The sequence below is a fragment of the Stenotrophomonas sp. STEN013 genome (assembly GCF_056760355.1).
The window spans coordinates 681,239-699,898 of record NZ_JBRREO010000001.1 but is presented as its reverse complement, the minus strand read 5'-3'; the positions used below and the strand labels follow the sequence as shown (position 1 = coordinate 699,898).

General features: G+C 66.2%; 18 protein-coding genes. 15 read left to right on the top strand and 3 right to left on the bottom strand.

Translation table 11 applies throughout. The features are described from left to right. The first annotated feature begins 22 nt into the window (after positions 1 to 22). The 9 genes from ACVOMH_RS02985 (at position 23) to hslU (ending at position 7,674) form a co-directional block, all read left to right on the top strand. On the top strand, positions 23 to 2,134 hold the full coding sequence (locus ACVOMH_RS02985; RefSeq protein WP_481550994.1) for a S9 family peptidase: 2,112 nt from the start codon (positions 23 to 25) through the stop codon (positions 2,132 to 2,134). Between the two features lie 18 nt (positions 2,135 to 2,152). Continuing rightward, on the top strand, positions 2,153 to 2,560 hold the full coding sequence (locus ACVOMH_RS02980) for a YbaN family protein (protein WP_054658502.1): 408 nt from the start codon (positions 2,153 to 2,155) through the stop codon (positions 2,558 to 2,560). A 51-nt stretch (positions 2,561 to 2,611) separates the two neighbouring features. Next, complete coding sequence (gene lptM, locus ACVOMH_RS02975; RefSeq protein WP_054658504.1) at positions 2,612 to 2,866, top strand: LPS translocon maturation chaperone LptM; 255 nt, start codon at positions 2,612 to 2,614, stop codon at positions 2,864 to 2,866. Beyond that, entirely contained in the window at positions 2,859 to 3,710 is an 852-nt protein-coding gene (dapF, locus tag ACVOMH_RS02970) for a diaminopimelate epimerase (RefSeq protein WP_481550993.1), read from the top strand. The genes lptM and dapF overlap by 8 nt, the downstream gene beginning before the upstream one ends. Next, complete coding sequence (locus tag ACVOMH_RS02965) at positions 3,707 to 4,384, top strand: DUF484 family protein (protein ID WP_057505745.1); 678 nt, start codon at positions 3,707 to 3,709, stop codon at positions 4,382 to 4,384. Before dapF ends, ACVOMH_RS02965 begins: the two co-directional genes overlap by 4 nt. 16 nt (positions 4,385 to 4,400) lie before the next feature. Then, positions 4,401 to 5,279, top strand: coding sequence for a tyrosine recombinase XerC (gene xerC, locus ACVOMH_RS02960; RefSeq protein WP_481550992.1), 879 nt, complete (start codon positions 4,401 to 4,403; stop codon positions 5,277 to 5,279). A 126-nt stretch (positions 5,280 to 5,405) separates the two neighbouring features. Further along, on the top strand, positions 5,406 to 5,618 hold the full coding sequence (locus ACVOMH_RS02955; protein ID WP_481524048.1) for a DUF3079 domain-containing protein: 213 nt from the start codon (positions 5,406 to 5,408) through the stop codon (positions 5,616 to 5,618). Positions 5,619 to 5,719: 101 nt separating this feature from the next. Beyond that, positions 5,720 to 6,271 (top strand): ATP-dependent protease subunit HslV, encoded by a 552-nt coding sequence (hslV, locus tag ACVOMH_RS02950; protein WP_054658510.1) that lies wholly within the window; start codon positions 5,720 to 5,722, stop codon positions 6,269 to 6,271. A gap of 29 nt (positions 6,272 to 6,300) precedes the next feature. Further along, a complete protein-coding gene (hslU, locus tag ACVOMH_RS02945; RefSeq protein WP_054658512.1) occupies positions 6,301 to 7,674 on the top strand; it encodes an ATP-dependent protease ATPase subunit HslU in 1,374 nt (457 codons plus the stop codon). Between the two features lie 96 nt (positions 7,675 to 7,770). Here the strand turns inward: hslU and ACVOMH_RS02940 are convergent, their stop codons facing one another. Then, positions 7,771 to 8,448, bottom strand: a complete 678-nt coding sequence (locus tag ACVOMH_RS02940) for a TetR family transcriptional regulator (protein ID WP_481524045.1) — start codon at positions 8,446 to 8,448, stop codon at positions 7,771 to 7,773. A gap of 225 nt (positions 8,449 to 8,673) precedes the next feature. Here ACVOMH_RS02940 and ACVOMH_RS02935 point away from each other — a divergent pair, with 225 nt between their 5' ends. Continuing rightward, the gene (locus ACVOMH_RS02935) at positions 8,674 to 9,855 is read left to right on the top strand and encodes an efflux RND transporter periplasmic adaptor subunit (RefSeq protein WP_481550991.1); all 1,182 of its coding nucleotides are present in this window, start codon (positions 8,674 to 8,676) and stop codon (positions 9,853 to 9,855) included. Positions 9,856 to 9,867: 12 nt separating this feature from the next. Then, complete coding sequence (smeE, locus tag ACVOMH_RS02930) at positions 9,868 to 13,011, top strand: multidrug efflux RND transporter permease subunit SmeE (protein WP_481550990.1); 3,144 nt, start codon at positions 9,868 to 9,870, stop codon at positions 13,009 to 13,011. A 236-nt stretch (positions 13,012 to 13,247) separates the two neighbouring features. On the opposite strand, the gene ACVOMH_RS02925 is transcribed toward smeE, so the two are convergent. Continuing rightward, complete coding sequence (locus tag ACVOMH_RS02925; protein WP_481550989.1) at positions 13,248 to 13,496, bottom strand: hypothetical protein; 249 nt, start codon at positions 13,494 to 13,496, stop codon at positions 13,248 to 13,250. A gap of 122 nt (positions 13,497 to 13,618) precedes the next feature. Beyond that, positions 13,619 to 14,071, bottom strand: a complete 453-nt coding sequence (locus ACVOMH_RS02920; protein WP_054658102.1) for a nucleoside deaminase — start codon at positions 14,069 to 14,071, stop codon at positions 13,619 to 13,621. A 103-nt stretch (positions 14,072 to 14,174) separates the two neighbouring features. On the opposite strand from ACVOMH_RS02920, the gene ubiE reads away from it, so the two are divergent. From ubiE to ACVOMH_RS02900, 4 genes are all read left to right on the top strand, one after another. Continuing rightward, positions 14,175 to 14,939 carry a bifunctional demethylmenaquinone methyltransferase/2-methoxy-6-polyprenyl-1,4-benzoquinol methylase UbiE gene (gene ubiE / locus ACVOMH_RS02915; RefSeq protein WP_481524041.1) on the top strand — a complete coding sequence of 255 codons (765 nt, stop codon included), beginning with the start codon at positions 14,175 to 14,177 and terminating at the stop codon, positions 14,937 to 14,939. A gap of 143 nt (positions 14,940 to 15,082) precedes the next feature. After that, on the top strand, positions 15,083 to 17,014 hold the full coding sequence (locus tag ACVOMH_RS02910) for a M1 family metallopeptidase (protein WP_481550988.1): 1,932 nt from the start codon (positions 15,083 to 15,085) through the stop codon (positions 17,012 to 17,014). A gap of 151 nt (positions 17,015 to 17,165) precedes the next feature. Beyond that, positions 17,166 to 17,900 carry a hypothetical protein gene (locus ACVOMH_RS02905; RefSeq protein WP_481550987.1) on the top strand — a complete coding sequence of 245 codons (735 nt, stop codon included), beginning with the start codon at positions 17,166 to 17,168 and terminating at the stop codon, positions 17,898 to 17,900. A 9-nt stretch (positions 17,901 to 17,909) separates the two neighbouring features. Continuing rightward, positions 17,910 to 18,545 (top strand): HAD family hydrolase, encoded by a 636-nt coding sequence (locus ACVOMH_RS02900; RefSeq protein ID WP_481524082.1) that lies wholly within the window; start codon positions 17,910 to 17,912, stop codon positions 18,543 to 18,545. Positions 18,546 to 18,660 lie beyond the last annotated feature (115 nt).

Here is an 18,660-nt window from a genome sequence, read left to right as displayed (position 1 = left end):
AGCCAGCCCGCTGGAGCGCCTGATGAAATCCGCCCTTTGCCTGTTGGTTGCAAGCCTGATGATCAATACCGCCGCTGCTGTCTCCCCGCCTTCGCCGCCGGATGTGGAAAAACGCCCGCATACCGTCACCACGCCGTTCGGTGCGCAGCGCCAGGACGAGTACTACTGGCTGCGTGATGACAGCCGCGAAGATCCGGCGATGCTGGCTTACCTCAATGCCGAGAACGCCTATACCGATGCGCTGATGGCACCGCTCAAGCCGCTGGAGGAGAAGCTCTACGGCGAGATCGTCGGCCGCATCAAGCAGGATGACGCCAGCGTGCCGTACCGCGAGCGCGGTTACTGGTATTACACCCGCTACGAGACCGGCAAGGACTACCCGGTCTACGCCCGCCGCGAGGGCAGCATGGAGGCTGCCGAGCAGGTCCTGCTCGACCTGAACCCGATGGCCGAGGGCAAGGGCTATTTCTCCGTTGGTGACATGCAGGTCAGCCAGGACAACCGCCTGCTGGCCTGGGCCGAGGACGATGTCGGCCGCCGCCAGTACGCGATCCGCTTCAAGGACCTGGCCACCGGCCAGATCCTGCCCGATGTGATCCAGGGCGTCTCGCCCAACGTGGTCTGGGCCGATGACAACAAGACCCTGTTCTATGTCGAGAACGACCCGGAAACCCTGCTCACCGTGCGGGTGAGGAAGCACGTGCTCGGCACCCCGGCCAGCAGTGATGCGCTGGTCTACGAGGAGCACGACGACAGCTTCTACATGCGCATCGGCCGTACCCGCGACGACCGTTACATCGTCATCGGCGTGGACAGCACGGTGTCTTCGGAGCTGCGCTACACCTCGGCCGCCACGCCGGGCGAGTTCACCGTGCTGGCGCCGCGCGCGCGTGATGTCGAATATGACGCCGACCACTATGACGGCCGCTGGGTGATCCGCACCAATGCCGACGGCGCCACCAACTTCAAGCTGGTCACCGCGCCGGAAGGCGCCACCAGCCGCACGCAGTGGCAGGACTGGGTCAAGCACGATCCGCAGGTGCTGATCGAAGGCTTCGAACTGTTCGACGGCTACACCGCCATCGCCGAGCGCGCCGAAGCGCTGGAGCGCGTGCGCCTGCTGTTCGCCGATGGCCGCAGCCAGTTCGTCAAGGCCGACGAGCCGGCCTACTCGATGGGCCTGTCGGTCAATGCCGAGCCGGACACCGATTGGCTGCGCTACAGCTACACCTCGCTGACCACGCCGGCCACCACCTACGAGCTCAACGTGAGCACCGGCGAGCGCCGCCTGCTCAAGCAGCAGCCGGTGATCGGCTATGACCCGTCGCTGTACCAGACCGAGCGCGTCTGGGTGACCGCGCGCGATGGCGCCCAGGTGCCGGTGTCACTGGTCTACAGGAAGGGCTTCAAGAAGGACGGCACCGCCGCGCTGTACCAGTACGCCTACGGCAGCTACGGCATGTCGATGGATCCGTATTTCAACCAGAGCGTGGTCAGCCTGCTCGACCGTGGCGTGGTCTATGCCATCGCCCACATCCGCGGGGGCGAGGAGATGGGCCGGGCGTGGTACGAGAACGGCAAGCTGCTGCACAAGCAGAACACCTTCAACGATTTCATCGATGTCACCCGCGCGCTGGTGGCCCAGGGGTATGCGGCCAAGGACCGCGTGGCCGCCGCCGGTGGCAGCGCCGGTGGCCTGCTGATGGGCGCGGTGGCCAACCAGGCCCCCGGCGACTACAAGGTGATGGTGGCGCAGGTGCCCTTCGTCGATGTGGTCACCACCATGCTCGATGCCAGCATCCCGCTGACCACCAACGAGTACGACGAGTGGGGCAACCCGGAGCAGAAGCCGTACTACGACTACATGCTCAAGTACTCGCCTTACGACAACGTGCGCGCACAGGCGTACCCGTCGCTGTTCGTCGGCACCGGCCTGTGGGATTCGCAGGTGCAGTACTGGGAGCCGGCCAAGTGGGTGGCCAAACTGCGTGACGTCAATACCGGTACCGCGCCGATCGTGTTCCGTACCAACATGGAAGCCGGGCACGGTGGCAAGTCCGGCCGATTCCAGCGGTACAAGGAACAGGCCGAGTCCTTTGCCTTCGTGCTGTGGCAGCTGAGTCTGGCCGATTGATGCCGCCGGCTTCCCGCGATGTCTGATACACCACCGCCCGATGAGCCCCGCCCACCGCGCCTGCGCTGGGCGTGGTGGCTGCTGGCCTACGTCAGCCTGGGGGTGGGCATCGTCGGCATCTTCGTGCCGGGGCTGCCGACCACCGTCTTCGTGCTGATTTCGGCCTGGGCCGCTTCCCATGGTTCCGAGCGCCTGCACCGCTGGTTGCTCGATCACCCGCGCTTCGGCCCGGCCATCAGGGACTGGCGGGCGCACGGCGCGGTCAGCCGCAAGGGCAAATGGATGGCCAGCGCCACCATGCTGGTCTGCGCGCTGATCACCCTGTGGTGCGTACCGCTGGCGTGGGTGAAGTGGACCTCGATCAGCATCATGGCCTGCGTCTGCCTGTGGTTGTGGCGGCGGCCTTTGCCGCCGGGCGATGACTGAGCGCTCGCGGCGCCATCCGGATTTCATGGTCCAATCGCTATACTCGGCGCCATGAACAAGACGTCCCGTTGCCTGATTTCCATCCCCGCCACCCTCCTGCTGCTGGCCCTGGCCGCTTGCGGCAACAAGGGTCCACTGGTGATGCCACAGAAGCCGGTGCCGATCGAGGAGCAGGAAGTCGTCCCGGACGATGTGGACGCGGCCGCTTCCGACACGCCGACCGACCAGGCGGAACCAGAGCCGGTCGACAGCGGCGACGATGCGGGGATCAAGCCGGCAGAAAGTGCTGACACCCCCAATGAGTAAGCCGGTTTCAGGGCGCCTTCGCTTCACCAAGATGCATGGCGCCGGCAACGATTTCGTGGTGCTGGACCTGCGTGACGGCAGCCCGCCGCCGGATACGGCATTGGCGGCCCGGTTGGCCGACCGGCATCGCGGCGTGGGTTGCGACCAGATATTGACCATCGAACCGGCGCGCAGCGACGGCGCGGTGGCGTCGTACCGGATCTGGAATTCCGACGGTTCCAGCTCGCAGCAATGCGGCAACGGCGCGCGCTGTGTCGCGGCCTGGCTGGTGCGTGCGGGTGCGGCGCAGGGCGATGAATTCATCATCGACAGCCCGACCCGCAGCCACACCGTGCAGCGGCTGGGCCCGGACCAGTATGCGGTGGCGATGGGGCGTCCGGTGTTCGCACCGGCTCAGATCCCGTTGCTGGGTTTCCCGCGCGCGCGGGAGGAATATGTGCTGTCCTTGCAGGGCGAGAATGTCCGCTTCGGTACGGTGTCGATGGGCAACCCGCATGCGGTGCTGGAAGTGGGCCTGATCGATGCCGCGCCGCTGGAGCGGATCGGGCCGCTGCTGCAGCAGCACGCCTCGTTCCCGGAGTCGGTGAATGTGGGTTTTGCCCAGGTCATGGATGCCGGGCATGCGCGGCTGCGCGTGTACGAACGCGGTGTCGGCGAGACATTGGCCTGTGGCAGTGGCGCCTGCGCCGCGGCGGTAGTGCTGATGCAGCGGGGCCGTCTGCGGCGCGATGCAGTGATGTCATTGCCGGGAGGGGATCTGCGTATCCAATGGCCGGCCGACGACGCGGAAGTGGTGATGTCCGGTCCGGCGGCATTCGTATTCGACGGAGAATGGACGGGATGAACGACACGGTCGAGAAAATCGGTGCCCACGAAGTCGCCGCCTGGCTGCGGCGTCACCCCAGCTTCCTCAAGCAGTTCCCCGATCTGGCGCTGACCATGGTGGTGCCGCGCGATGACGGCCCCACCGCCTCGCTGGCCAGCTACCAGCTGGAAGTGCTGCGCGATAAGAACCGCGAACTGTCGCGGCGGCTGGCCGACCTGGGCAGCAACGCGCAGATCAACGAGCGGCTGGCCGTGCGCACCCACCAGCTGACCCTGGCGCTGATGCGCCAGACCAGCGCCGCCGCCACGCTCAAGGCGATGGCCGCCTCGCTGGAAGAGGATTTCGCCGGCGATCTGGTCAGCCTCATCGTGTTTGATGCGGTGCCCGAACTGGAACAGGCGCCGTGGTTGCAGGTGCTCGCCCACGACGATCCGGCGCTGGCACCGTTCCACGATTGCCTGCTCGACGGCGAGCCCATCTGCGGTCGTCTGCAGCAGGAAAAGAACCAGGTGCTGTATCGCGAACGCGTGGGCGAGGTCGCGTCCACCGCGCTGCTGCCGTTGCCGGGTGTGGGCCTGATCGCGGTGGGCAGCCATGATCCCAACCGCTTCTACCCGGGCATGGGCACGCTGTTCCTGCGCATGATGGGCGAGGCGCTGGCGGTGGGGTTGCAGCGCTTCCGCAGCGTCTGATGGCAGGGATGCGGCGATGAGCGCCGTGCAGGCCTTCCTGTCGTATCTGCGGATCGAGCGGCGCATGTCGGCGCATACGCTCGATGCCTACCAGCGCGATCTGGCGGCGTTGTCGCAGTGGTGCGAAGCCCAGGATCTGGGCGATCCGCAGGCATTGTCGGGCGACCGGCTGCGCGAATTCATCGCTGCCGAGCACCGGCGTGGACTGGCGGCCAAAAGCCTGCAGCGGCGGCTGTCGGCGTGCCGCAGTTTCTATACCTGGCTGCTGAAGAACCGTGCCATCGCCACCAGTCCGGCTGCCGGCCTGCGTGCGCCCAAGGCGCCGCGCAAGCTGCCGCAGGTGCTCGATGCCGATGAGGCGGTGCAGCTGGTCGAACTGCCCACCGATGCGCCGCTGGGGTTGCGTGATCGCGCGCTGCTGGAGCTGTTCTATTCCTCCGGGCTGCGCCTGAGCGAGCTGTGCGCGTTGCGCTGGCGCGATCTGGACGTCGCCAGCGGGCTGGTGCTGGTGCATGGCAAGGGCAATCGCGAGCGCGCGGTGCCCGTCGGCTCGCATGCCTTGGCGGCATTGCAGCAGTGGCGGTGCGACAGTGCCGGTACTGCGGAAAAACCGGTATTCCCCGGACGCGGTGGCGGCCCGATCACCCCGCGTGCGGTGCAGATCCGCATCAAGCAGCTGGCGCAGCGCCAGGGGCTGTTCAAGCACGTGCATCCGCACATGCTGCGGCACAGTTTTGCCAGTCACATCCTGGAGTCGTCCGGCGACCTGCGCGGTGTGCAGGAGCTGCTCGGCCACGCCGACATCGCCACCACCCAGATCTACACGCATCTGGATTTCCAGCACCTGGCCAAGGTCTACGACGCCGCCCATCCACGCGCCCGGCGCAAGTCCTGATCCGTATCGCCACCGGCGGGTCCGCCGAGCTGAATCGGCGCTGCCTGATTGCACCTTGTTTGACTTGTGTCAGGGCGTCGGCGATGGCATCTGCCCATTGTGGGCAGGACCCGTAGAGAGATCGACATGGCCAAGCCGTTTCCGCTCAAACCCAAGCACCCCGAGCGCATCTGCTGGGGCTGCGACCGCTATTGCGCCGCCGATGCGCTGGCCTGTGGCAATGGCTCCGGGCGCACGCAACATCCGATCGAAACCCAGGGCGAGGACTGGTACGTGGCCTGGGGTATCGAGCCGGAACCCGGGCGTCCCAATCAGGCCCGCAAGCAGCAACCCTGGTGAGTCCGCGCGGCTGAATGCCGACTGTCGCGGCACGGTGGCGGCCAGGCTTGATCGCTGCGGAAACTGTCCCCATGTCCGTGGAACAGTATCCCGGAGGCCGTATGGACCCCAGTCAGAACCCGAATGTTTTTCACGCCACCACCATCTGCTGCGTCCGCCGCGGCGCGCATGTGGCGATCGCTGGCGATGGTCAGGTCACCTTGGGACACACGGTGATGAAGGGCAACGCGCGCAAGGTGCGCCGGCTGGGTCGTGACGGCCAGGTGCTGGCCGGCTTTGCCGGTGCCGCGGCCGATGCGTTCACCCTGTTCGAACTGTTTGAAGCCAAGCTCGAGAAGCACGGCCAGCTGACCCGCGCGGCGGTGGAACTGGCCAAGGACTGGCGTACCGAGCGCCGTCTGGGCAAGCTGGAAGCGCTGCTGGCGGTGGCCGACCGGGAAACCTCGCTGATCATCAGTGGCACCGGTGATGTGATCGAGCCGGAGGACGGCATCATCGCCATCGGCTCGGGCGGCTCCTATGCCCTGAGCGCGGCACGCGCGCTGCTGGCCCACACCCAGATGGATGCCAAGGCCGTGGCGACCGAGGCGATCCACATCGCCGGCGGCATCTGCATCTACACCAATACCAACGTGGTGGTTGAAGAGCTCTGAGCCCTTCAGTCAACGATTGCGAGTACCCCATGAACCACAAGATCGAAGTTTCCTCCGCCACCATGACGCCGCGCGAGATCGTGCAGGAGCTGGACCGGCACATCGTCGGCCAGCACGACGCCAAGCGCGCGGTGGCCATCGCCCTGCGCAACCGCTGGCGGCGCATGCAGTTGCCGGCTGATCTGCGTAACGAAGTGATGCCGAAGAACATCCTGATGATCGGCCCGACCGGTGTCGGCAAGACCGAGATCGCGCGCCGCCTGGCGACGCTGGCCAATGCGCCGTTCGTGAAGGTGGAAGCGACCCGTTTCACCGAGGTCGGCTACGTCGGCAAGGACGTGGAACAGATCATCCGCGATCTGGCCGATACCGCGGTCAAGCTGTACCGCGAACAGGCCAAGGTGCGCGTACGCATGCAGGCCGAGGAGAAGGCCGAAGACCGGATTCTCGACGCGCTGCTGCCGCGCCGCAGTGTCGGCATCGGTTTTGACGCCGAAGCCGCGCGCAACGAGCCCTCGGCGCAGGACAATGAAACCCGCATCAAGTTCCGGCGCATGCTGCGCGCCGGGGAACTGGACGAGCGCGAGATCGAGCTGGAGTTCAGCGCCAACCTCAGCATGGACATCATGACCCCACCTGGCATGGAGGAAATGGGCCAGCAGCTCAGGTCCATGTTCGCCAACCTCGGCGGTGCCAAGGCGAACAAGCGCACCTTGACGATCAAGGCGGCCCGTCCGCTGCTGATCGAGGAGGAGGCCGGCAAGCTGGTCAACGAGGACGATATCCGCGCGGCGGCGATCGAGGCCTGCGAACAGCACGGCATCGTCTTCATCGACGAGATCGACAAGGTCGCCAAGCGCGGTGACAACGTCGGTGGCGGCGATGTTTCGCGCGAGGGCGTGCAGCGCGACCTGCTGCCGCTGGTGGAAGGTTCCAACGTGTCGACCAAGTACGGCACGATCAAGACCGACCACATCCTGTTCATCGCATCGGGTGCCTTCCATCTGGCCAAGCCCTCGGATCTGATTCCCGAATTGCAGGGCCGCTTCCCGATCCGCGTCGAGCTGGGGGCGTTGAGCAAGGATGATTTCGTGCGCATCCTCACCGAGCCGAAGGCGGCGCTGACCAAGCAGTACGAAGCCCTGCTGGCCACCGAAGGCGTCGAGGTCGATTTCACCGTTGATGCCGTCGACCGCTTGGCCGAGATCGCCGCGCAGGTCAACGAGCGGCAGGAGAACATCGGTGCCCGCCGGCTGCACACGGTGCTGGAGCGGCTGCTCGATACGCTCAGCTACGAAGCGCCGGATCGTGATGGCGACAAGGTCGTGATTGATCGCGGCTACGTCGACAAGCACCTGGGTGAGCTGGTGCAGGATCCGGACCTGAGCCGCTACATCCTGTAACCTCTATCCCTTACGTGCGTAGATGGAACGGCAGCCCCCTTGGTGCTGCCGTTTCTGTTTGCGGGTGTTCTGGGCGGGAGCCGCGGCGGCCTGGCGTCAGTCCAGCTCGTCCGGATCGAGTTCAGGCAGCGGCAGTGGCGCCGCGCCCGGTGTGAATACGCCCGGTTGCACGTAGTACGACAGCAGCGCATCCATCGTTTCGCGACTGTCGCGTTCCAGGTCGAACCGCTGCGGTTGCAGCATCGCGCTGTACAGCACGCCAGTGAGGCCGGCATGCAGGATGCGCGAGACCACGGTGGCATCCACGCCTTCGCGCAGCTGGCCGAGTGCGCCGGCGCGTTCGAGGGCGCGGCGGAAGATCGCCATCTCCTCCTCGATGCTGTCGTGCTGCAGCTGCTGCATGGCCTGGCTTTCGGCCGAAAGGTCATTGCGCAGCATGATCTCCATCAGATCGCGCAGGCGCGGATCGTTGGCCAGCTCGCCCACCGAGATCAGCATCGCCGAGCGCAGGTCGAGGATGGGCGTGTTGCGATGCGGTGAATAGGTGCGACGCAGGCGTTTGATGAAGGGGACGCGCTCACGGCCGATCATCGCTTCCAGCACTTCGGTCTTGTTCTTGAAGTGCCAGTACACCGCGCCGCGTGAACAGCCGGCGCGCTCGCCGATGGCGGCCAGCGAAGTGCCGGCCACACCGTTCTCGTGGAAGCAGGCCAACGCCGCATCGAGGATGCCTTCGCGGGTGGCTTGCGCCTCTTCTTTGGTTTTTCTGGCCATTGCGCGGTGCACAGGTGGGATGACGCCGGACTGAACTGTATCCGTTTACAAACAGTCATGCATGTATGTATATTTCCGCCGCTTGCTTTGCAGGATGGCGGTGATCTGCGCCGGGCAGCCGCCGCCCCGGCTGCGCCCGTACCGTATGCGCCAGCGGTTGCGCCGGCTACTGCCAGGTGCCGCCGGATCCTCAAGCGCTATTTTCCCTATTGAGCCTCTCTCTTCATGCACGCCATCAGCCGCTGCCGTCTCCTCGCGCTCTCGCTCGCACTCACCCTCACGCTGGCCGCCTGCAAAGGGGGCGAGGCGCCGCCGCCGCAAGGTCCTGGCCAGGTCACGGTGGTCACGCTCAAGGCCGAACCGGTCACCCTGACCCGCGAGCTGGCCGGCCGCGCCACCGGCTACCAGGTCGCCGAAGTGCGTCCGCAGGTCAGTGGCATCATCGCCAAGCGCCTGTTCACCGAAGGCAGCCTGGTCAAGGAAGGCCAGCCGCTGTATCAGCTCGACGATGCCGCCTACCGCGCCCAGGCCAACAGTGCCCGCGCCCAGCTGGCCCGGGCCGAAGCCAGCGCCAACGCCGCGCGTCTGGCCGCCCGGCGCAGCGCAGAGCTGGTCAAGAGCAAGGTCATCAGCGTGCAGGATGACGAGAACGCGCAGGCTGCCTGGAAGCAGGCCGAGGCCGATGTGGGTGCCGCGCGCGCGGCGCTGGATGCGGCCAATGTGACGCTGGGCTATGCCCGCATCACCGCACCGATCAGCGGCCAGATCGGCAAATCCTCGGTCACCGAAGGCGCGCTGGTCAGCGCTGGCCAGGCCGCCGCGCTGGCCACCATCAACCAGCTCGACCCGATCTACATCGATGTCAGCCAGTCCTCGGCCGAGCTGCTGCAGCTGCGCCGCGAACTGGCCGCCGGGCGCCTGGAAGGCGCGTCCGAGCTGCCGGTGGAGATCGTGCTGGAAGATGGCAGCACCTTCGCCCACAAGGGCAAGCTGGAGTTCTCCGAGGTCAGCGTCGATCCCGCCACCGGCAGCTATGGCTTGCGCGTGCGCGTGGACAACCCCGAGCAGGTGCTGATGCCGGGCATGTTCGTGCGTGCGGTGCTGGCCAGCGGCGTGCGTCCCGATGCGCTGCTGGTGCCGATGCAGGGCATCGCCCGCGATCCCAAGGGCAATACCACCGCGATGGTGGTCGATGGCGAGGGCAAGGTCGCGCTGCGCCCGGTCACCGTCAGCCGCACGGTCGGTGACAAGTGGCTGGTGGAAGACGGCCTGAAGGCCGGTGACAAGGTCATCGTCGAGGGCCTGCAGAAGATCGGCCCGGGGATGCCGGTGCAGGCCACCGAGAAGGGTGCCGAAGCCGCCCAGCCCGCCGCCGCGCCTGCCGCGGCGCCGGCTGCCAAGCAGTAAGCGGAGAACCATATGGCTCGCTTCTTTATCGACCGGCCCATCTTTGCGTGGGTCATCGCCATCATCATCATGCTGGCCGGCGCGCTGGCGATGATCAAACTGCCGATCTCGATGTATCCGGAGGTCGCACCGCCGGCGGTGTCGATCTCGGCCAACTACCCGGGCGCTTCGGCCAAGGTGGTGGAAGACTCGGTGACGCAGATCATCGAGCAGAACATGAAAGGCCTGGACGGGCTGATCTACTTCTCCTCCAACAGCTCCTCCAACGGCCAGGCCAGCATCACCCTGACCTTCGAGAGCGGGACCAATCCGGATATCGCCCAGGTCCAGGTGCAGAACAAGCTGCAGCTGGCCATGCCGCTGCTGCCGCAGGAAGTGCAGCGCCAGGGCATCAACGTGGCCAAGTCCAGCTCCGGCTTCCTCAACGTGCTGGGCTTCGTCTCCGAAGACGGCAGCATGGACGAGAACGACATCTCCGACTATGTCGGCTCCAATGTGGTCGATCCGCTCAGCCGCGTGCCGGGTGTGGGCTCGATCCAGGTGTTCGGCGGCAAGTACGCCATGCGCATCTGGCTGGATCCGAACAAGCTGCAGACCTACAAGGTCTCGGTGGACGAGGTCACCGGCGCGGTCCGCGCGCAGAACGCGCAGGTGGCCGTGGGCCAGCTGGGCGGTGCGCCGGCGGTGAAGGGCCAGCAGCTCAACGCCACCATCAATGCGCAGGACCGCCTGCAGACGCCCGAGCAGTTCCGCAACATCGTGCTGCGCACCGAGGCCGACGGTTCCACCTTGAAGCTCGGTGATGTGGCCCGGGTCGAGCTGGGCGCGGAAACCTACGATTTCGTCACCCGCTACAACGGCAAGCCGGCCTCGGGCCTGGCGATCACCCTGGCCACCGGCGCCAACGCGCTGGAAACGGCCGAGGGCGTGCGCAAGGCGTTGAGCGAACTGGAAGCCAGCTTCCCGCGCGGCATGACCGCGGTGATTCCGTATGACACCACCCCGTTCGTGCGGGTGTCGATCAAGGGCGTGGTCAAGACCCTGATCGAAGCGATCGTGCTGGTGTTCCTGGTGATGTACCTGTTCCTGCAGAACTTCCGCGCCACGCTGATTCCGACCATCGCCGTGCCGGTGGTGCTGCTGGGCACCTTCGGCATCCTGGCGGTGCTGGGTTTCTCCATCAACATGCTGACCATGTTCGCGATGGTGCTGGCGATCGGCCTATTGGTGGATGACGCCATCGTGGTGGTGGAGAACGTCGAGCGGATCATGGCCGAGGAAGGGCTTTCGCCGCTGGAGGCCACCCGCAAGTCGATGAGCCAGATCACCGGTGCGCTGGTCGGCATCGGTCTGGTGCTGTCGGCGGTGTTCGTGCCGATGGCCTTCATGAGCGGCTCCACCGGCGTCATCTATCGCCAGTTCTCGGCCACGATCGTCTCGGCGATGGCGCTGTCGGTGCTGGTGGCGATCGTGCTGACCCCGGCGCTGTGCGCGACCATGCTCAAGCCGCTGAAGAAGGGCGAGCACCATGTCGCCCCCACGGGGCTGTCGGGCCGCTTCTTCAACTGGTTCAACCAGGGCTTTGACCGCACCAGCGGCACCTACCAGCGTGGCGTGCGGGGCATCCTCGCCCGTCCGGGCCGTTTCATGGCGGTGTTTGTCGCGCTGACGGTGGTGATGGGCCTGCTGTTCGCCCGGCTGCCCAGCTCGTTCCTGCCCAATGAGGACCAGGGCATCCTGATGGCGCTGGTGCAGGCGCCGGTCGGCGCCACCCAGGAGCGCACGCTGGAGTCGATCTACAAGCTCGAAGACCACTTCCTGAAAAACGAGAAGGACGCCGTCGAATCGGTGTTCTCGGTGCAGGGCTTCAGCTTCTCCGGCATGGGCCAGAACTCGGGCATGGCCTTCGTCAAGCTCAAGGACTGGAGCGAGCGCACCCCGGACCAGGGCGTGGGCCCGATCACCGGCCGCGCGATGGGGGCACTGGGTCAGATCAAGGACGCCTTCATCTTCGCCTTCCCGCCGCCGGCGATGCCGGAGCTGGGTATCGCCTCGGGCTACAGCTTCTTCCTGAAAGACAACGCCGGACAGGGCCATGAGGCGCTGGTCAACGCGCGCAACCAGCTGCTGGGCATGGCCGGGCAGAGTGACAAGCTGGCCAACGTGCGCCCGAACGGGCTGGATGACACCCCGCAGCTGCGTCTGGACATCGACGTCGCCAAGGCCGGTGCGCACGGGCTGTCGCTGGATGCGATCAACTCCACGCTGGCCACCGCCTGGGGGTCGAGCTACGTCGATGACTTCATCGACCGCGGCCGGGTCAAGCGGGTCTATATGCAGGCCGACGACAGCTTCCGCATGAACCCGGAGGACTTCAACCTGTGGACGGTGAAGAACAGCGCCGGCGAGATGGTGCCGTTCTCGGCCTTCGCCAGCCAGCGCTGGGATTACGGTTCGCCGCGTCTGGAACGCTACAACGGCGTCTCGGCGCTGGAAATCCAGGGTGAGGCCGCGCCGGGCGTGGCCTCGGGCGATGCGATGCTGGAAGTGGAAAAGCTGGCCAAGCAGCTGCCGCCGGGCTTCAGCATCGAATGGACCGCCGTCTCCTACCAGGAACGCGAGGCCGGTTCGCAGACCCCGCTGCTGTACACGCTGTCGCTGCTGATCGTGTTCCTGTGCCTGGCCGCGCTGTACGAAAGCTGGTCGGTGCCGACCGCGGTGCTGATGGTGGCGCCGCTGGGTATTCTCGGTGCGGTGCTGGCCAACACCCTGCGCGGCATGGAGCGCGACGTGTACTTCCAGGTGGCGATGCTGACCACCGTGGGTTTGACCTCGAAGAACGCGATCCTGATCGTCGAGTTCGCCAAGGAGCACCTGGAGAAGGGCGCCGGGGTGATCGAGGCGACGATGCACGCCGTGCGTGACCGTCTGCGTCCGATCATCATGACCTCGCTGGCGTTCGGTCTGGGTGTGCTGCCGCTGGCCATCGCTTCCGGTGCCGGTTCCGGTGCGCAGCGTGCGATCGGTACCGGTGTGCTCGGCGGCATGATCGTCGGCACCCTGCTGGGCCTGTTCTTCATCCCGCTGTTCTTCGTGGTGGTGCAGCGACTGGTCAACCGCAAGCAGCTGGCCGCCGATAGAGATTTGCAGCGGTAACGCGCTGTGCAGATCGCTGGAAACGCCGGGCAATGCCCGGCGTTTTCTTTTCCGGCTACCGCAGGGCTTCTGCCGCCGCTCAGTGCGGATGCTGCCGTTGGTCCAGTGCCCGTGCGCTTGCACGGGCCGGCCGCTGTGCTGCTGCGGACTTGGCCGGTCGTCACCGATTCCCGGCGATGCATAAAAAAACGCCGGGGCAATGCGCGGCGTTTCTGGATAGGGCGGGACCGGTCCTGTCAGCTGATCTCCAGCGGGTCCAGCAGCTGGGCTTGTTCCACTGCGCCCAGGCGTTGGGCGAGCACGGCCAGGCGGTTGCACAGCTCGGTACGCAACTCGGGGAACTCGGCGGTCAGTTCAGCCTGGATCTGCTGATAGGCATCCCAGAACGCGGCGGTGCTTTGATGGCGCGCGTACTGGGCGCGCAGGCGCTCGCCCGCCTGCTGGAACGAGTGGTGACTGCGGTGGGATAAAACGGGCGCGTCCATGGCGTTACCTTTAATGGCTCTGCCCCCTGTGGCTGCAGCATAGTCCTGAATCCGTGCGCTGCCCACGCCCGCAGTCTCAATTCAGCATATGAACCGCACGAGCGGTCAACGGCGGGCCGGTGTCACTCGCCGATGTCTTCGTTCCAGACATCCGGGTGCTCGGCGATATAGCGGCCCATCATCTCGATGCAGCCCGCATCGTTCAGGTCGATGACCTTGACCCCGTTCTCGCGCAGCCAGTCGATACCGCCGGGGAAACTGACCGATTCACCGACCACCACGGTGCCGATGTTGAACTGGCGCACCAGCCCGCTGCAGTACCAGCACGGCGCCAGCGTGGTGACCATGATGGTGTCGCGGTAGCCGCGTTGGCGCCCGGCCTTGCGGAAGGCGTCGGTTTCGCCGTGGATGGACGGATCGTCCTCCTGGATACGGCGGTTGTGGCCGCAACCCAGCAGCCGGCCATCGTTGTGGTAGAGCGCGGCACCAATCGGAATGCCGCCCTCGGCCAGCCCCTGGCGGGCTTCGGCGATGGCGGTTTCCAGCAGGGCACGGTAGTCGGGGGTGGTGATCATGGAACTCCTCATGGCGCGACTGCGCCGGCAGAGGACCATGATAGCGGTCGTGTTCAGCCCGCCGGCAGGGACGTGGGGCGGCGGCGGTGCGATAATCGCCCACATGAGCGAATCCCCCTACAAGACCGGCACCACCCACTTCGGCTTCCGCGACGTACCGGCCAAGGACAAGCAGAAGCTTGTCGGCCAGGTGTTCACCTCCGTGGCCGACAACTACGACCTGATGAACGACCTGATGAGCCTGGGCATCCACCGGTTGTGGAAGCGCTACTTCGTGGCCACCGCGCAGGTGAAGCCGGGCGACCGCGTGCTGGATCTGGCCGGCGGTACCGGCGATATCGCGGTACTGCTCAAGGAGCGCATCGGCGCCGAGGGCAGCGTGGTACTGGGCGACATCAACGCCGGCATGCTGTCGGTGGGCCGCGACCGGCTGACCAACCGCGGCCAGGTCTCGGGCTTCGAGTGGGTGCAGCTCAACGCCGAGGCATTGCCGTTCCCGGACCAGAGCTTCGATCTGGTGACCATCTCCTTCGGCCTGCGCAATGTCACCGACAAGGACGCGGCGCTGCGCGAGATGTACCGCGTGCTGAAAGTCGGCGGGCAGGCGCGGGTGCTGGAGTTCTCGGAAGTGACGGTGGACTGGTTCAAACCGGTCTACGACTTCCACTCGTTCAAGGTGCTGCCGAAGCTGGGCAAGCTGTTCGCCCGCGGCGATGCCGACAGCTACCAGTACCTGGCCGAAAGCATCCGCAAGCATCCGCCGCAGGAAGAACTCAAGGCGATGATGACCGAGGCCGGTTTTGGCCGCTGCCACTACAAGAACCTCAGCGCCGGCATCGTTTCGATCCACTCCGGCTACAAGCTGTAACTCCGGGCGACGGGGCTGGACAGGGAGCGGCGCAAGCCGCTCTTTGCGTTTCCGGGCCGGCGACTGTGCCCTGGGACGTGCGGCCTCGGCGCGCCGCAATCGGTTTAAACTTCGGAATTATTCCCTGAACCGGTTGCTGATCCATGCGTTCTCCGTTCCTGATGCTGCCGCTGGCCGTCGCGCTCGTCGCCGGCTGTGCCAAAGAACCCGCCACGCCTGTTGCCGACCCCGTCGCCGAGAAGCCCGCCGCCGTGAGCACCGTCAACCGCAGCCATGATGAAAGTTCCTACGCCGAGCCGGACAAGGTCGTCATCAAGGATCTGGCGCTGGACCTGAAGCTGGATTTCGATACCCGGCAGATCGGCGGCACCGCCACCTACACGCTGGAGTGGAAGGACAAGGCCGCCACGCAGCTGTTGCTCGATACCCGCGAGCTGAGCATCGAGAAGGTCGAGGCGATCGCCGCCGATGGCGCCGCATCGCCGCTGCAGTTCACGCTGGCCCCGGCCGACAAGGTGTTCGGCAGCAAGCTCAGCATCGAGGCTCCGCAGCAGCCGGCCACCATCGCGATCACCTACCACACCGCGCCGACCGCCTCGGGCCTGCAGTGGCTGGAGCCGTCGATGACCGAGGGCAAGCAGCTGCCCTTCATGTTCAGCCAGTCGCAGGCCATCCACGCCCGGTCGTGGGTGCCGCTGCAGGACACCCCGAGCGTGCGCTTCACCTACAGCGCGCACGTGACCAGCCGCCCGGACGTGATGGTGCTGATGAGCGCCGACAACGATCCCAAGGCCGCGCGTGACGGCGACTACAGCTTCAAGATGCCGCAGCCGATTCCGTCCTACCTGCTGGCCATCGCCGCCGGTGACCTGGTGTTCGAGCCGATCTCGCAGCGTTCGGGCGTGTGGGCCGAGCCGGCCATGGTCAGCAAGGCCGCCAAGGAGTTCGAAGACACCGAGAAGATGATCGGCGCCGCCGAGAACCTGTACGGCGAATACCGCTGGGGCCGCTACGACATGCTGGTGCTGCCGCCGTCGTTCCCGTTCGGCGGCATGGAGAACCCGCGCCTGACCTTCGCCACCCCGACCGTGATCGTGGGCGACAAGTCGCTGGTGTCGCTGATCGCGCACGAGCTGGCGCACAGCTGGTCCGGCAACCTGGTGACCAACGCCAGCTGGAAGGACATCTGGCTCAACGAAGGCTTCACCACCTACGTGCAGGGCCGCATCACCGAGGCGCTGTACGGCCCGGAAATGGCCGAGATGGAGCGCGAGATCGACCAGAGCGATCTGCTGGCCGAAGTGAAGGGCATGAGCCCGGCCGACCAGGCGCTGGCGCTGCCGCCGCTGACCGAGCGTGACCCGGACGAGGCGCTGAGCAACGTCGCCTATGTCAAGGGCGCCTGGTTCCTGCAGTTCCTGGAGCAGCGTTTCGGTCGCGCCGTATTCGATCCGTTCCTGCGCGGCTGGTTCAACGACCACGCCTTCCAGAGCGCGAATACCGACCAGTTCGTCGCCTACATGAAGAAGAACCTGCTGCCCAAGAACCCGACCGCGGTGACCGAGGCCGAGCTGACCGCGTGGCTGGACGAGCCGGGCATTCCGGCGTTCGCGATCAAGGCCCGCGCGCGCAACTTCGCCGTGGTCGATACCGCGCGTATCGCCTACCTGGGCAGCGACAAGGTGCCCAGCAACCAGGTCACCAGCCAGTGGGGTACCCAGGAATGGGTGCGTTTCATCGATGGTCTGGGGCAGAAGCAGCCGCTGGAGAAACTGGCGCAGCTGGATGCGGCCTACCACTTCACCGGCACCCCGAATGGCGAGATCGCCATGCGCTGGTATCCGCTGGCCATCCGCAGCGGCTATGGCGAGGCACAGGCCGCTGCCGGCGAGTTCATCCAGCGTGTGGGCCGCCGCAAGCTGATCCTGCCGGTCTATGCCGAGCTGGTGAAAACGCCCGAAGGCCTGGCCTTCGCCAAGGACGTGTTCGCCCGCGCCAAGCCCGGTTACCACCCGATCACCACCGCCTCGGTGGAGGACATGATCGCCAAGGCCGAGGCGGCGCCGAAGCAGTAACCGCTTGCGCAAGCGGTTGTGTCACCGGAACGGCGGGCTTCGGCCCGCCGTTTCCCGTTGGCGTGCGTGGTCACGGCAGCCGGCGGATGTTTAAAGTAGCCCCATCCGGCGTTCGCGCCGGCCTGTTCCTGCCCGACAACGGAGTGGCTTGATGAAACCTTTGATCTTCGGCGCGCTGTGCGCCTTCGCCCTGGCCGGCTGTACCGATCCGGAGGTCGAGCGGCAGAAGCAGGAAGCGGCCGCGGCGCAGGAACGCGCGCGCCAGGAGCAGGCCGCCGAGGTCATTGGCAAGCAGTACGACAGCGCCGTCACCGCTTCGGAATGGGAGAAGGCGCGTGTCCACGGCGTGGCACTGCTGGACCAGTATCCGGATTCGGACACCGCCCGCCGGATCGAACCGGGCCTGGCCGAGGTGAAGCAAAAGGCCGAGGCCGCGCGTGAGCTGCGGCGCATGCAGGCGCTGTGGAACTACAACCAGGTGCCGGCCAAGGGCGGCGTGCAGCGGTCGGCGATGATCTACAGCAAGGAGCGCGTGGACTTGGATGGCAGCGGCGCCAAGCCGGTGCAGCTGGTGTTCCGCGACCATCCCGAGTGGAAGCGCCATGCCTATCTGGTGCTGCAGGCCAGCGACTTCGCCAAGGCCTGCTATGCCAGCTGCCAGGTCACGGTGACGGTGGATGACCAGGCGCCGCGCCGGATGGCCGCGCATCGCCCGGATACCGACGAGGCCATCGCCATGTTCATCACCGACAACCGCGGCCTGTGGCGGCTGGCGCGCAAGGCGAAAGTCATCCAGATCGAATTTCGGGTGAAAGCCGGTGACAGCCGCAGCGCGGTGTTCGAAGTCGGCGGGCTCGATGGCAGCCAGCTGCCGGGCTGGGATTGAGGCGTGGGTATTGTCGGATCGCCGCCGCTGGCGCCGGTGCCAGGCGTGGTGGACAGCCGCCATTGGGTGTTCGACATGGATGGCACGCTGACGCAGCCGCTGCATGATTTCGAGTTGATCCGGCGTGAGCTGCAGATTCCAGCCGGTGCGGACATTCTTGAACATCTGGCCAGCCTGCCAGTCCAGCAGGCGGCCGCCAGCCATGCCTGGTTGATGCGGCACGAGCGGGAACTGGCCGAGGCTTCCGTGGCGGCACCCGGTGCGGTGGCCTTGATCCGCGCGCTGCATGCTGACGGTTGCCGGCTGGGCATCCTTACCCGCAATGCGCGTGAGCTGGCGGAAGTGACGTTGGCGGTGATCGGGGTGGCGGATTGTTTTGCCGCTGACGAAATCATCGGCCGCCGGGACGCGGAGCCCAAGCCGTCACCGGCCGGCTTGCAGTTCTTTGCCGCGCGCTGGCAGGTACCGCCGGCGCGGATGCGGATGGTGGGGGACCATTACTACGATCTGGCCACCGCCCAAGCGGCGGGTGTGCCGGGAATTCTGATCAATGTGCCGGATGATCCCTGGCCAGGCATGGCACAGTGGCAGCTGCGTGATTGCGCGCAGTTGCTGCAGCATTGGCGCGCCGCGGCGTCGGGATAGCGGCGCGCAGGGCCTGGCGGTCGCATTGCCGACGGCGGCAGTGCCCGGCAGGGCCCGACCCTGGCGTTTGCCATCGGCAGGATCGGTAGTGGCACGCAAAAAAAAACGGCGCCGA

Coding starts and splice junctions, on each gene's coding strand:
- ACVOMH_RS02985 (WP_481550994.1), top strand. CDS start 23: ATGAAATCCGCCCTTTGCCTGTTGGTTGCAAGCCTGATGATCAATACC.
- ACVOMH_RS02980 (WP_054658502.1), top strand. CDS start 2,153: ATGTCTGATACACCACCGCCCGATGAGCCCCGCCCACCGCGCCTGCGC.
- lptM (WP_054658504.1), top strand. CDS start 2,612: ATGAACAAGACGTCCCGTTGCCTGATTTCCATCCCCGCCACCCTCCTG.
- dapF (WP_481550993.1), top strand. CDS start 2,859: ATGAGTAAGCCGGTTTCAGGGCGCCTTCGCTTCACCAAGATGCATGGC.
- ACVOMH_RS02965 (WP_057505745.1), top strand. CDS start 3,707: ATGAACGACACGGTCGAGAAAATCGGTGCCCACGAAGTCGCCGCCTGG.
- xerC (WP_481550992.1), top strand. CDS start 4,401: ATGAGCGCCGTGCAGGCCTTCCTGTCGTATCTGCGGATCGAGCGGCGC.
- ACVOMH_RS02955 (WP_481524048.1), top strand. CDS start 5,406: ATGGCCAAGCCGTTTCCGCTCAAACCCAAGCACCCCGAGCGCATCTGC.
- hslV (WP_054658510.1), top strand. CDS start 5,720: ATGGACCCCAGTCAGAACCCGAATGTTTTTCACGCCACCACCATCTGC.
- hslU (WP_054658512.1), top strand. CDS start 6,301: ATGAACCACAAGATCGAAGTTTCCTCCGCCACCATGACGCCGCGCGAG.
- ACVOMH_RS02940 (WP_481524045.1), bottom strand. CDS start 8,448: ATGGCCAGAAAAACCAAAGAAGAGGCGCAAGCCACCCGCGAAGGCATC.
- ACVOMH_RS02935 (WP_481550991.1), top strand. CDS start 8,674: ATGCACGCCATCAGCCGCTGCCGTCTCCTCGCGCTCTCGCTCGCACTC.
- smeE (WP_481550990.1), top strand. CDS start 9,868: ATGGCTCGCTTCTTTATCGACCGGCCCATCTTTGCGTGGGTCATCGCC.
- ACVOMH_RS02925 (WP_481550989.1), bottom strand. CDS start 13,496: ATGGACGCGCCCGTTTTATCCCACCGCAGTCACCACTCGTTCCAGCAG.
- ACVOMH_RS02920 (WP_054658102.1), bottom strand. CDS start 14,071: ATGATCACCACCCCCGACTACCGTGCCCTGCTGGAAACCGCCATCGCC.
- ubiE (WP_481524041.1), top strand. CDS start 14,175: ATGAGCGAATCCCCCTACAAGACCGGCACCACCCACTTCGGCTTCCGC.
- ACVOMH_RS02910 (WP_481550988.1), top strand. CDS start 15,083: ATGCGTTCTCCGTTCCTGATGCTGCCGCTGGCCGTCGCGCTCGTCGCC.
- ACVOMH_RS02905 (WP_481550987.1), top strand. CDS start 17,166: ATGAAACCTTTGATCTTCGGCGCGCTGTGCGCCTTCGCCCTGGCCGGC.